Raw genomic sequence first — 15,440 nt, forward strand, 5'->3', positions numbered from 1 at the left:
CGCTCGATCGCTGACCTGCGTCGTCGACGCAGCGAATCACAAGATCGTCAAGACAGAGAGCCAGGCAATGAGCCTCCCGGCCTGGGCGAAGTTTGAGGCGGCGGCGTATCAATTCCAGCACCCGCTTTGTTCCGCTCTCCCTCCACGAATCCAGGTCAGGCCGCCTGCGATGCAGCAAGTCGAATCGTAGAACCACGGTGCGAACCTCGGCACATGTGTGCAACCACTACGAGACGAGAGCCCGACACAGCCATCCCCCGGCGGCAAAATTTTCCATTGCACAGTGCAGACTGGTTGCGCTGCGGCCATGCGGCGCAGGCTCGTGGAGAAAACGGCGATGACATTAATGGCAATTGGCGGCGGCGGTGGCCCGGCATATATCCCGCCGCCCGCGAATCAGAACAAGCCGACCTCGACGGCGGCTCCACCGACCGCGGCCCAGATTGCACAACAGAAGGCGCTCGCCGCAGCCCAGGCCGAGACCGCCGCGCTGCTAAAGCAGGCGCAGCAGGAGATGACGACGCTCCAGCAGATGTACGACCAGGGTGCACGTCAGTCCGATATCGACGCGCAAACCGATAAAGCGAACACCGCCTGGGGCGCGGTGCAGGCGTCGGTCGAGAACCAGATGCGCGTGAGCATCGATGGCGGCGGCGATGCGAAGCAGGCGGTGGCGGCAGCGGCCACCAATATACAGGCGCTGGCACCGAACGATCCGATACTCAGCGATGTCATCACGAGCGCGCAGACGACGGTCTCGTCGGAGACGCCCGAGGTGCACAACACGAACGAAAAGGCCTTCCAGTTCGGGCTCGCTGCGCAGAACGCCCAGACTGCGAAGAACACGCTGGATACGTACAGCGTTCAGGCCGCGACCTTGCGTCTGAAGGACGCGAAAGCCGACTATGCCGCATGGCAAAAAGAACCAAGCCAGATCCGGCGCTCCGATGAAAGCGACGCCATTCAGGAACTATCGCAGGCTCAATATCAGTATGACCAGGTGACGGGCGGCAACGACAGCGCGCTGACCGACGTCACGCCCGACGAGCAGAAGCAGGCGGCTGCGGCGGCCAACACGCAGGAATCCCCGAGCAGCCTCACGCAGGACGCAACGGCAGCGGACCAGAACGCGAGCAACGCTCAAGACAGCCTGAAGGGCGCGCTGCTGCATGAATTCAACGTCCAGGCGGCGACCTTGCGTCTGAAGGACGCAAAGGCCGGCTACGCCGCATGGCAAAAAGAACCAATCCAGATCCGGCGCTCCGATGAAAGCGACGTCATTCAGGAACTATCGCAGGCTCAATATCAGCATGACCAGGTGCTGGCCGGCAACGACAAGGCGCTGACCTCCGTGACGCCAGACGAGCAGACGCAGGCGACTCAGCTCCTCAAGACGCAGCATCAGAACGACTGGTTCTCGTCCCCGACGCCCGATGGCAACGGCGGCACGCAGATCAGCCTGATCGACGCGGTCGCCGCGCAGAGCCGGTTGCAGCGCGACGTCGCCAACGTCGATCCCAACGACCCGACGCTCACGCCGCAGATGAAGCTGCTCGCGCAGACCGATCCGGTCACGTTCGCGCTCTTGCAGGAAACCGGGAAGACGGTCGATCCGAAAGCGACGGACATATCGGACGCCGAGAGGGTGCTCGCGCAGCAGAATCCGCTGGCGGATGCGTTCGTCAAGCTGACCGGCGTCGACGTCAATCCGGCGCACCTGACCAAGCCACAGCTAAGCGAGCTCAACCAAGGCGTGTTCCAGTACGCGATGAAGTACGCGGACCAGAAGAGCCCCGATTTCATTCAGATGCAGACGCTTGTGAGCGTTGCGCCGGCCGTGCGCCTGCAATACACGCAGGACACGGTCAACGCGTTGATGAAAAACCCGGGCAACGCGAACGCCGCGCTCGCGGTGCTGAAAACCAACATGGACGCAGCGTTTTCGCCCGACGAGCGGAAAAATATCTGGGATCAGGCCGGCTCGCCGCACTTCAACGAGGCGTTCGTCAAGACGCAGACCGACCAGTTGATGGTCACGCCGGACAGGACCGCGAACGACCCCGCCAGCGTGCGCGCGCTCAACGACGACACGATGAACGCCGACAAGGTCGGCAAATGGATGCAAGGCATCCTCGCGAATGCGCCGCCCGAGTTCGCGAACGTGGTGATCAACAGCGTCGAGAACAATTTCAGCGACAAGTGGCTGGCGTCGAATACCGGGACACCCGCCTTTCAGCGCGGCGTCGATTTCTACAAGGGCCTCAGCAAAGCGGTGGGACTCGCTGACCTGCAGCCGCCGGCCAAGGACGGCAGTCAGGTACATCGGGAAAACGACGTCGCATCGTGGTTGCTCAATCAGAACGGCCGCGCGAAGTCGATGATCTACATCCTGCGCGGCGACAGTACGTCGTACGGGTTCGACAGCATTCGCGATACGGTCAGCAGCGGCTTCGACCCAACGCTGTCGCAAACCCTGCTCACGCAGATGCAGAGCAGCCCGCGTTTTCAGATCGGCTTTGCGAACGATTTCCAGCTGATGCTCTCGCAAGGCGAGGGCAAAGTGCAGAGCTCGCGGCAAAAGGCGAATGCCGATGCGAGCTACAAGCTGTTCGAGTCGAATCCGGCACAATCGCTGCAACCGTACTTCGACGACTTCAAAACCAACTACGACAACAAGGCGCATCAGTTCACCGCGGGCTCGCCCCAGTTGGACAGCTTCATCGGCGCGGGGATTGGCATCCAGCCGGACAATCCGGCGCTCGTGCCGACCGATGCGAACGACAATCCGTCGATGGCCATGCTCGAACAGCTGATCGTCTCGAACCCATCGTTCAACGGCGGCAAGTCGCTGTATCAGCAGAACCAGGCCGCCACCTCGTTGATCAACACGGTGGCCGATCATATCCGCACGGTGGGTGGCGATCATCCGGTCGTCACACTGGTGCCGATCTACTATGTGTCGAAAGATTCGGGTGCCAGTCCGAGCGCACTGTTCAAGGTACAGAACAAGAACGACCCGAAAACGTTCACCTATGTCGACGACCGCGGCTGGCAATACAACGACCTGAGCGACTTCCAGCACAACAACGCTCTGTCCGATAACGGTCAGTTGTACGTGCCGCAAGATCTGGGCATCGATTCGTCGGCTGCAGGACACGTGCAGTACCAGTCGGTTGCCGCGCACATCACGACCGAGTGGGACCATATCAAACAATGGGGCGAGGGAGCGATCGGCGTTGCGGCGGCAGTCGGCGGCGTAGTGCTGCTCGCGAGCGGTGTCGGTGCCCCTGTCGATGCTCTGCTGGGCGCGGCCTGGGCCGCGGTCGGTACCGGCATGGCCGTGGGTGTGCCGACGGCAATCAGCGATCTGGACAATCTGCGTGCGCACGGACAATCGATCGGCTTCGGCAACGCGGCGGCGCGCTCCGACTGGATAAGTCTGATCGGCAGCGGCACGGGCGCGCTGGGGGGTGGCCTCGGCGTCGCCGCCAAGACGCTCTCCGATGGCGCGTCGCTGCTGCGTTCGGTGGATGCCGTGTCGACGTCGCTTGGCAACGATGCGCGCTTTGCCGACGAAGCAACGGCGTTCGATGGCGCTGCGAAGACGTTCGGAGGCACGGCCCGCCCGTTCAATCTGATTGGTGGCGCGTCGGGTATCGACCTCAGCGGCGAGCAGGGCATTTCGCTGGTGAAGAACTGGGACTCGATGTCGGGTTCCCAGCGCGCCCAGGCGTTGTTCAATTTCGGCCTCGGCGTCGCGCAGTCCGGGCTCGGATCGAAAATGATGGAAGCGCCGATCCGCGCCGCGTTCGGTATCTCCGAGCCCCCGCGCGTGACGCCGCAGACCGTCCAGCCGGCCGAGTCGTCCGACATGAACACGACCAGCATGCCGACGGTGAACCGCAATGCGGCGATGCCCGGCAACGACCCCGTCACGGTGGACCCTGACGGCACGGTGCGCGCAGGTGGCCAGGTGCTGACCTACGACGGTATCCCGGTGCGCGAGCAGCCTGGCGGCAACCCCGACGACCCTACCGGCGAATACATGCCCAAAGGTCCGACCGCGGTGCTCGGCAGCGACGGCAACGTCACGATCCTCAATCCCGCGAAAGACCCGGAGAGCGGCCAGCCCTCCGTCAACCAGATCGAAACCGACGCTCACCTCACCGTCGACGAGTCCGGCAATCTGGAACTGTCGAGCAATCTGTCGCTCAGCGATCCCGCCAACGTGAAGACGCCCGACGAGATCGCGCAGACCGTCTCGCAGCTGGCTGGCAGGAACGCCGGCGCGTCGCCATCGACGCTCGATCAATCCGTCGATCCCACGACCACGCAAGCGCCGCGCCCCGCCAGGTCGGTCTTCGACGAAACCGCCGATCCGCTGATGCAGCAGGCGACGCGCAACGCGATATCGACACTCGCCGAGATCATGACGAATTCGGCGCGCGTCATCTCCGACGAACTGCAAAGCACAGCCGAGGTAAGCCAGCGCCGTCAGGAGGCCGATCAGGACATCGTCCTGTCGGTGCACGCGGTCCGCCACGACAGCGAGCAGAACGCGACCGCACCGCGCCCCATGAACGATCCATTCAGGAACGGCGGCGCGGAAACGCCCGAGCCGGTGACCGTCCAGCAGCGCGTCGCATGGACCGTACGCAATGCAACCGAAGCGCCGCCTGAGCGCAGCAACGTCGACAGCGACATCGGGGCGCCCGTGGGCAGCCCTGCGCAGCGCACGCCGCAGACGATCGAAGCGCAGGATGTCGATGGCCGCACGCTGTACGTCGTGCGCAATAACGAAGCGCAGCCGTCGACGTTGCTCGGGCCAGACGGACGGCCGCTGTCGAACGGCGCAAACGAAGTGAACGAAGCGATCGCACCGGAAGCCGCCGCACCTTCGCTGCTCCCGCCGGGTACGTCGTCAAGGCAGCCGATCGTTTTCATCGAGGGCAGCCCGGAAGCGGGCAGCGCAGCGGAGCTCGCGAACGCCACGGGCACGCCGGTGTTCGTCGCCGCGAGCGGCGCGCTTGCAGCGGACGGCACCGCGCGCGCAGGGACCGCGAACGGCGGCTTCGTGCGCTTCGATCCCGCGCCGCTCACGGCGACGAACGCGCCCAGCGCATTCGTGGTATCGCGCAGCGGCCTGCTGGTTCCCGACGACGGCATGCTACCGGCGAGCGAACGGCCGCTCGCGTCGAGCGAATCGGGCGCCTATACCAACGGCCTTTATGTGCCGAAGGACGCAAGCAGCACGACCGACGGCGACCCGACAAATATCGCCGCCCAACAGCGCGCAACAGACGAGGCATACGAAACGCAGAGTGGCCAGAAGGCCGCCCCGCGCGCAGGCGTCAAGGACGAGGGCATGTCGTTCGCCCATCCGCAGATGGACGAGACGCCCGCGGGCACCCCCGGCACGCCGGGCCTGCTCACGCGCCTGCAGATGCGCTTTGGCGGCGCGCCGCTGCCCAACGAAGTCAGCGCGCTCGCTGAACAGTCCGGCACGCTGTCGCAACAGCTGCGCATGCTCAACGACAACGGCTGGCGCGTGAAGATGGGCCGCGAAGGCGACGGCAGCCGCGTCGACACGAAGCGCAAACGCGTGACCATCGACGGCAACCTGCGCAAACCCGGCTCCATGACCTACGCGCTCGCCCACGAAGCGCAGCACGCGGTCGAAGCAGTCCAGGGCTTGCGCGGTTTCGACTACAGCGAAGGACAGGGTCGCTTCACGCGCAAGGCGCTCGAGGCAGAGGCACGCGCGCAGATCAACGCGTTCGAGGCGCGCTACGAGATCGACATGGCAGGCGGCGGCGACATCGCCAGGTACGTGCAACTGCCGAAAGCGATCCAGCGTGTGGCCGACAAGTGGACACCGGAGAGCGACTACTACGAAACCGTCGGGCACCTGATGGACGCGTTCGCCGACGCACCGGTGTCAGGTGCTGTCGACCAGACCTACACCGGGTTCTACAACGACGCCTATGCACGCCACGCCGCGGGCGGCAATGGTGCGGCAAAAGCGACGGGGAAAAATGCAGGCCGCACGATGCCGGCGCCCGGGACGGAAAGCGGCGGCAACGTGGATGACGGCGGCCACGTGGATGACGGCGGCCACCCTGTGGTGCCTCCCGAGGGGCTCGAATTGTCCGCTGCGACTGAGCACCCGCCCGTTGACTTCGACGCGATGGAACCCGGGCTCGATGCCGCGCTCGCCAGTTCGCCGTTCGGCTATCCAACGTGGCTCGAATACGCGGACGAACTGCCCACGATGGGCGTTCATGCGTTCGTGCTGCAGAACCGTTTTTACCTCGATCGTGAGGGCCTGGTCAGCGAATCCATCGCGCTACCGTTCAGCGAGCCCAGCGATACGACGCTCGCGCACGCGCAGACCCTCGCGAACGTGACCGGCCTGCCCGTGTTCGCGACGCGCGCCGATGCGCCGCTCGAATGGGAGGCGCTGACTCCACAGCCGACGCACGGCAACCTCGAAGGCCCGGTCGAGTTCGATGCGGCAAACGACACGTTCCATGTCGTGGGGGAAGACGGCTCGCGCCGGCTCATCTCGCCCGAAGACCACCTCGGCCAGTTGCGCGGCATGGGCGTCTTCAAGACTGCGATCCAGCTCGGCAACAAGACGCTTATCGTCTATCGCGACATCCCGCCGATGCCGGGCGAGGGCATCCATTTCAAGCGGGACGTCCCAACCGACATGATTGCGACGACGGAGCAGCTCCAGACGCTGGGCGCGCCGCACTTCGCGAAGATCGACGGCATGACGAGCGTCTACGGGCTCGACGCGCTGGTGATGGACACCTATCGCTCGGCGGACCGGGTGCTGCTGAAAGCCTCGATGATCGACGTTGGTGGCACCCACGTACCGGTCTTCGACACGACGCTCTTCAACCAGCGCAGCATCGAGAGCCTCACCGCGACGAAGAACTGGCTCATCGACCAGCAGGTCGACATCAAGGACCTGCAGTTTCTCGTGCGTGGGGACGGTACCTTCGATATCGCGGACGTCGAAAAAATCGTCCCGAACACGCCACCGCAAGAATCGACCCTGCGGGGTATCGACAGCTACATCGCGCTTGCAGAGGCGCGGCTCGCGCGCTCGACGACCGGCCACAGCACCACACCCACGCAGACTTCCGGTGCCCAGTACCGGCTGGCCCCACCCAATGACGGGTCCGTCGACGGGAATACGTTGCCCGCCGACGGCGATACGCCTCCCGACAACGAAGTGCAGGCGGCGCCCACCCCACCCACCCTACCCGCTGCCCAACCGTTGACCGACGCCGCGCTCACCCAACCGCAACGGGCCGCGTGGACGGTGCCCGCGGAGGTCCGCGAGAATCCGCGCGTACTGCTACAGGTGATCGAAGAAGCGACCGCAACCGGCAGCAGGCTCGACGGCGTCGAGTACTACATCTACGCGCTGCACGGCGAAGCGGGCGACAGCGTGCGCGAGCCAGAAAAACACGGTCTGCCGCCGAGCGAACCGGGCAATTACCTCGATGATCTCAACACGGTCGCGCACGACAACGCACTTGCCGCGCAGAACCCCGAAGGCGACTACACACCGACCCTGAAGATAACCCGTTATGCGGGCCTGCTCGACGCATTGGATATGGGCCTTAAAGGAGCGGTCTCGGGCCACTATGGCATCGCGCTGGTCGATCGCAATGCGCTGGAACCTGACGGCTCCGCGAGCCCCGGCGCGATCGTTGGTCGTTACGTGCTCGACGCCGGCAATCCCAACGCGCTGGAACCTGACGGCTCGGCGAGCCCCGGGGCGATCGTTGAGAGTGACATGCCCGACGCCGGCAATTCGAAGCCGAAGTCGAAGCCGGAGCCGAAGCTGAAACTCGTGCTGAACCCGGGGTTCCAGCACGAACTGCGTATTCTGTACCCACGCAATTTCGAGCCTGGCAAGCCGCTGATTCGCGTGGAAAACGATCGGTACATCGACGCGATCAACACATTGCCGCAGCACATCGAGACGCAGTGGGCCGCGTACCCGCGCCGCGAGGCGGATCTCGCGATCTACTCGGACACTCAAAGTCAGCCAGAGAACCAGACTAGCAATGGCGAGCGGCCCCTGCTGCCGGTGCCGCCGGGTCATTTCGCCGTGTATTCGCACGCATGGACCGATGCCTTTGCCGATTCCAACAACATGGCCTTCGATGCGCCCGAGATGGCGACACGCATCCGCGATGCGGGCTGGGACGGCGAATCGCCCGTCATTCTGTATTCATGCGGTGCGGGGATGCGCGCGGTACCCTTGGCGCAACAGCTCGCCAGCATTCTGGGCGTCGACGTTTACGGTGCGACCGGGCTTGTCGAAATACCCATGGCACCCAACCCGGACGGCAACATCGGGAGCGTCAACTTCGAGAGCGGCTACGTAACCGGCATCGCGATCACGCCCGGTGCGTACGCCAGGGGCCGCGTGATCGATACGTCGCTCAACGATGGCAAACCCCCTCGTGTGATTCGCTTCCGGCCGGGACTGAAGCTCGTCCCGTGGGGTGATCGTCCTATCGACTGGAGCAACTTCGAGCCGCGTCCGGCCGATCAGGTCTGGGACGGTTCCGGCCCGCGCCCGCAACAGGAGGCGCGCTCGCCGCAAAGCGTCTATCTGTGGAGCGTGCCGACCGGCAACGGCAAAGTCGTCGACCCGCACAGCGGCACCCCCGCCACCGCGGACGAGATGGCCGCGGCCTTTAACGCGTCGACGCAGCGCAACTACGTGCGTGGTCGTACCATCGCGCTCGACGGTCCAGGCAGCGGCGCCGATCCGGCGTTACTGCAGGAGTTCGCCGATCTGATGCATGCGCCGGTCTACGGACGGCGCGGCGCGACCGACGCCGAGGGCTGGCGCAAGGTCGATCCCGTTTCGCCGCAACGCGTGTCGCCGATGCGGCAGGCGCCCAACGGCGCGGCGCCCCGCGCAACGCATGCGCCCGCGCCTCCCCCCGAGCCCGGCGTGAACCGGCTGGCGCCTGCCCAGCCCGCCGCCGGTCCGCTGGGCGCGCAGGGACCCGTCGCGAATCCGGGCACCGCACTGGAACCCTTCGTCTTCGAACCCGACGGGATCACCACTGCTGCCCAACGGGAACAGCGCGAAGCCGACAACGAAGAGCCCAAAACGCAGAAGACGTATCCGACGAACAGCAAGTCCTATACGCACCGCAAACTGCTGGGCGACCGTAGCGGCATCGTCACGACGCTCGCCGGCGATCGCGGATCGATCGTGCAATACGGCTTTACCGATGTGACCGGCCTCAAGGCCATCGAGTACCCCGATTTTCTGCGGCCAGCCGATACGCTGCTGATGCCGCCCACCGACCCGCTGCATCAAGTCGGCCGCAGCGGCCTGATGTCGCCGCCGGATCACCACGTCGTCTTCGGTCATGGTATCTCGCCCGGTGAGATGCAGGGCCCGGACGGTCAGCGGATCGGCGTCGACGAAGTGGCCGCGCAGATCGCACCGCTGGTTGCGGACGGGAAAGACGTCACGCTGTACTCGTGCTACGCGGGCTCGAACCGGAGCGACCCGCTGCGCGCGGGCGGCTCGTCGCACGTAGCCGCCAGCAATCGGGCCTTTGCGCAGGCGCTCGCGCAGCGCCTCGCGGAGATAAACGGACAGCGCAGCACGGTATGGGCGCCGCCCGACGTCCTGATGGTGTCGCCGGACGGCACGATGACCGTCCGGCAAACGAAGCTGGCCACCGGCGAATTCACCGGCGACAGTCGGCCGATGCAGGCCTTTGACGGCGATCCGGCATGGACGCGCGGTAGCGCGCGCCCGGCAACCGGCAGCGCGGGTCCGCGTACCTCCCACGCAACCGATGCGGCCTCTGGGCAAGCGCCCCAGCAACCGCCGACGCCGCAGGTACGCAACCTGCCCCTCGGCGATCCGCACTTCGATTTTTCGCGCATCCCCGATGCGACGTTCGACTCGGTATCGCTCACACCGGACTTCGCCAGTGCGCTCGCGGACCGGCCGGGCGTGCTCGGCGACGTCGCTCGCGTGACGCGTCCGGGCGGCACGGTGAGTCTCGAGCGGCCGAGCGGCTTTCTCGAAGAAGCGGATCCGCACGCCGTGATCGACGCGACGCTGCAGGCGTTCGTCGATGGCGGCATGACTCAGCCGCGCGCGATGTTCATGACGGGAAAGGACACTGGCATCGATCTCTCCGCCCCTGGCGTCGACATCATGCAGCTCGATCCGGAAGCGGGTTATTTCCGCTTCAGCGCGCAAGTCGGCGATGACGCGCACGCTACCGATCCAGCCGGTCATCACAGCGCTGACGGCGACACCGGGAACATCTCGCAGGACGCGCTCGCCCATGCGTTCGCCAACCACCAACAGAACAGCGCGCCGCCCCGCTACGTGTTCATGAGGACCGACGCATTGCCCGACGAAGCGGCCGTTGTCGCTGCGTTACCAGCCGATGCGACACCGCTGGATCGCTTCAACGCGCGCACGGCGGCCAACCGCGCCGCGGTCGAAGCAGGCACGCCGGTCGCGATGCATCGCCTGTCCGATCTCGGCTACGACATCGCGTCGGAGTTCCACTTCGATACGCCCGACGGCACGATCGTCAAACCCGCCGGCAAGGACATGTTCGCGGCGCAAATGACCGATCCCGAGACCGGCGCGACGTCGCTGCATCTGATCGAAGCCCTGGACTCCGGCCTGCCGAAGGAGCATGAGGTCGTGTTCCCCACCGGCGCGCGCTCGGTTGGCTTCAGCAAGCGTGGACCGATTCCGACGATAGCCGGCGCAGCCGACCCGGCACCCGATCCGCACGCCAGTTCGACACCGGCCCCGACGTCGGGCACCCCTGCGCAAACGTCCGCTCCTGCGCCCGTCGTCATCACGCAGGAACGCGCCGGGACGTGGCTCGACAGCCACGATCTGCGCACGCTGCGCCGCATCGACGGCACGCAGGTACCGAAGCTCCCCGCGCTGGCAGCCAACGCCGGCAGAGGGGCACACATTCTTGTCGCGGAGCACATCCCGGCGCCCGCCCCGGATGCCGAACATCCACAGCCCGTATTCATCACCACGGTCGAAACGGACGAGCACGGCGCGCTCGGCACGCCGCAGTCGTTGATGACCGGCAAGGGCGTGCCATCGAAGCTGACGCAGGCGCTGACGGATCCCAATCCGGCAGGCCGGAAGCTGCGCGCCAGATACGACTTCTACGTATCGCCGGTGCCCGTCGAGGAACTCGCGCACTTCGGCGGCGCGGTAAAGATCGAGTCGATGGACGGCAAGCAATCGTGGACGGCGCAACCCTCCAGCAACCCCATCGATGCGCAGGTCGTCGAGCACATCGGCACGCTCACCGACGCGACCTCGTTCAAGCGTCCGCAACAGGCCGCCAGGGCAGCGCCCACGGGGCAGATCATCTACGCGGTCGAGGAAAAGACCGGCAAGGTGCTTGGCTACGCAGTGCGCAATACCGATCACTCGTGGACGTACACCGAAAAAACCGCGCTCGCCGACACGAAAATCGAGCCTCACGACCTGAATCTCGCGTTCCGCCGCCACAAAGCGGGGATTGCTTATGGGCCCTCGGGAAAGCGTGGCGTCAAATTCCTCGTGACGAGCGTCGAACCCTCGGACGTGTCGCGCGTCGGTGGTTTCGAGCCGGCCGGGAGCAAGGACACGACCAGTGTCGAAGAAAAACCGCGCCTCAAGGCCGGCGATATTGCCCAGACCGAGATAGGCCACGTCGGCGAGATCACACGCAAAGGGCTTTCGCATCTGCCGGGCAAGAGCGGCACCACGGAACCGGACAGCGGCAATCCGCTGATCGAGCCTCACCTGTTGCCTTCGACCGAAAAACCGTTGAGCGCGATCGATTTCAGCGGCCAGAACACGATGCATCTGCTGCGCGCGATCGACCTGAACGCGCTCGACGACGAGCACTACATCTACGTGTACGACACCGAAGGGCCGCTCGCCAAAACCCTGGACAAGCCGGCCGGCATCATCGCGATGCGTGACGGCGAGGCGCGCTGGTTTGCCGACAAAAAACAGGCCAGCAAACCCGACCAGCCCGGCATCGCACTCGATGCAATGCCGGTAGGCAATGGTCCTCACGGCGCGAACGTCCACTTTCTGCTGACGCGACTCGAACCGCGTGACTTCTTCCGGCACACGCAGGCCACTACGCTCAAAGCGACCAGCGCAAGCGTGAAGGCGCTCGACGAGTGGCAACAGACAATGGGCGGCAGTCAGCAGACGACGCCGCTGCAACAGCTGTCGGAAGTGATCGAAAAGCGCAGCAAGGAAGCGAACGCCCTGATCGAAAAACTGACCCAGAGTTTGCAGAAAAAGGGCAGCAAAAGCTCACCCGACCCGCTGCAGATCGAGCCTTATCAACCTGCAATGGCCGCGACCACGGAGATCGAGTCGACGCTGCGTTTCGGTGCAGCGGACCTGCAGCAGTGGTTCCCCGAAATCGGCCGTATCAAGGCGTTCAACGAACGCAGCGGCGGACCGGACGAACGTCAGCTTCAGTTCGACAGCGAGCTGCAGGCGGTCATGGCCGACGTGGTGATGTGGAAGGGTCTCGGCAACAAGCTTTATTTCGCGCGCGATGTCTCGAGCATGCCGTCGCGCAACGCGCCGATTCCGAACCGCGCGCTGTCGCACCGCTTCAGCGCCGCGCAGGTTGCAGACAAGCGCATGACGCAACTTTTCGCGCGCTCGGACGCGGCGTTGCAGGATCGCATCGTGCCGATGGCGCGCTCCTTCACGCTGCGCGACGATCCCGCGCTAATGACCGCGCAGATCGAGCGAAACGGCGGCGTGATGCCGCTGGTCACGCTGGTGGTCGATCCGCATTCGCTCGCAGCCGCGGAGGGCAAGCCGCATGCTCCCGAGTTCCTGCGCGAAGTGAAGGCCCTCGGCGACCAGGGGAAAGCCACGTTCGACGGGCGCAACGGCATCATCAAGGCTGAGCCCGGCTCGGGCAATCCGGATCTTGCGCTCGATGATCTGCAGCATCTGGACAAGTGGCTCGATGAAGCAGTGAAGTCGGGCTTCGCGATCCGCCTCGAAGTCGCGCCCGCGCGCGCGCTCGTGTCGAACAAGGACCACCGCTTCGTCGCCGGTACCAACGACAGTTACGACGACTTCGTGCGTACGTTCGGCGCGCTCGAACGATGGGCGAAGGATCATCCCGACAGTGCGGCGCCATCGGTGATGGTGACCTTCCCCGGCTGGGACGCGGTGCTGGAGTCGGTGCCGGGCCCGGGCCACGCGCAACTGCTGGACGCCGTGCTCAACCGCGATGCACTGCAGTGGGTTCACATGGGTCTGTCGTACGGCACGCACGGCGCCGACTTTATCGGCAATCAGGATCTGACGACAGCGCTTGCGAAACTGATCGTCGAGTATCACGACGACCCGGCGAAGCTTGCGCGGCTGCACGGCTCGGATGCGCTGACACGGGTGTTCAACCGGATCAGTCCACAGCGTCTCGCCGACCAGCATCAACTGCTGCTCAACGAAGTGCAGCGGATCGGCAGCGCCGAAGGTATGACGCCCGCGGAGCTGGATGGGTTGCGCTCGCAGCTTTACGAGGGCAATACGACCGCGTTCCTGAATCGCGCGCGCAAGGCGACGATCGAATATGCGTCGCCGATCTGGCTCGACAGCGAGAATCCACCGGCAAATCGCACGCAACGACTGGCGCGCAATTTTGCGACTCACTGGATGAACGAGATCGGCGCGCATGTCAACGCAACACCGGTACGCACGCAATCGACCGGCGCCGTCGATCCGTACGCGCACTGGGAAACCGTGGTCGCCGATCCGGCACTGCTCAGAGAAGGCAAGCCGATCGGCGCGGTCCGCAAGCTCGCGGCGCAACTCGACCATGAGGCAATCCCGGACGAGGTGCGTGCAGCTGCCGAGCTGAATGCGCTGCGCGTGCAAGAGCTTGCCGGCAGCCCGCAGAGCCGGCGGCGTATCGCTTTGCTGGCCGGGGCCGGTGGCCCGGCGTCGGCAGCGGTCGCGTCCAGTGCGCTCAAGTGGGCGCATGTGCTTAGCGCCGAAGGCCTGCGCCACACCACCACGTCGCTCTTCGTCGGGACCCGCGCGGCGCGCGTGTTCCAGGCGCTGCACCAGGGTGCGGTTGCCAGCCTGAAGAACGGCGACCCGCGCGTATTCAATAGTGTCGTCGACCGGCTGGAGCGCGGGCTGCGCGCGCAACTGGAACCGAACGGCCTCGACAGTGCGCGGGTCTTGCAACTGTCGCAGCTCGCGCAGGAAGGCAAGGCCAAAGCCGCGCAACTGCGCGCGGCGAACGAAGCCGGACTCATTCCGTTCAGCGATGCCGCCGACCACACCAAGGCCATCGCTGCGGAGTTGCTCGCACAGATGCAAGGCGTCGTGGGCGGCAGCTCGCTCAAGCAGTTGCACCATGGCAGTCCGAGTCATTCGATCGGCCTGTTCGGCCGGGGTCTCGCGCTGGTCGGCTACAGCGGCACGATTACGCTGAACCTGGCGTCGTTCGTCGCGCATCCGGCGCTGTCGTCCGCGTTGACGACGGTCGGCGCGTCGTTCACCGCGGCTTACACGGGCCTCATCTATTTCCACAACGCACACGATGTGAACATCGAAACCCGTAGCCGTACTGTGCGCGTCCTCAGCGCGAACGGTGACGTGGTGGGCTCGCTGGCCGGCGTCGCAAGCGGAGTCGCGGAACTCAGCCCGCATCCCGTGCTCGCCGGTTTTGCATTCGCATCGTCGACGCTGCTCGGCGCGGGGCGCATTCACACGCACTTCCCGAACGCGACCCGCTGGATGGACCGCTATCCGACCGTGCTCGCGCTACTGCCGGTCGGTATCTTCCTCGGCACCACGATCTCGAGCTTCTTCTCAGGAAACGGATCCAGCCCGAACAGCAATACGCCGAAACCGCCGCAGACCAATAACAACAATGGTCAGCATCTGCAGCCGGGGACGACAGGCCTGCCGTCGACCCCAGCGGTGCCGTCTACGCCACTGACGCCCGCCACGCCCACTCCAACGCCGACCCGATCGGCAACGACGCCCGCGCCCGGATCGACCTCCACCACCGCGCCGTCGAATCCACCGCAAACCTATACGGTGGTACACGGCGATTCGTTGTGGGCGATCGCCGACAGTCATCGTCAGTCGCTCCTCGATGCCGCGCACGTCTCCGCTGCCGACCAGAAGCAGATGTCGACCGGCAAGCAGGAAGCTGTGGCCTTCGCGGAAATCCTGCAGCTGAATCCGCAGGCCGCGAAAAATCCCGGCCTGATCTACAGCGGGCAGTCGATCATCGTGGGTTAAGGGTATCGGTTTATCCGCTGTCTTTCTGCCTGCTTCAGCAACCGCGCCGCTTACTCGAAGCGGCGCGGCCGATCTTGCCGGTCGGCCGCATCGA

At 65.2% G+C, this 15,440-nt stretch carries 1 protein-coding gene; it reads left to right on the forward strand.

Annotated elements, in window-relative coordinates:
- The first annotated feature begins 337 nt into the window (after window positions 1-337).
- A complete protein-coding gene (locus tag ACREXZ_RS03445) occupies window positions 338-15,346 on the forward strand; it encodes an LWXIA domain-containing protein (protein WP_431762629.1) in 15,009 nt (5,002 codons plus the stop codon).
- Window positions 15,347-15,440 lie beyond the last annotated feature (94 nt).

The organism is Paraburkholderia sp., assembly GCF_050742655.1.
Taxonomy (GTDB): domain Bacteria; phylum Pseudomonadota; class Gammaproteobacteria; order Burkholderiales; family Burkholderiaceae; genus Paraburkholderia.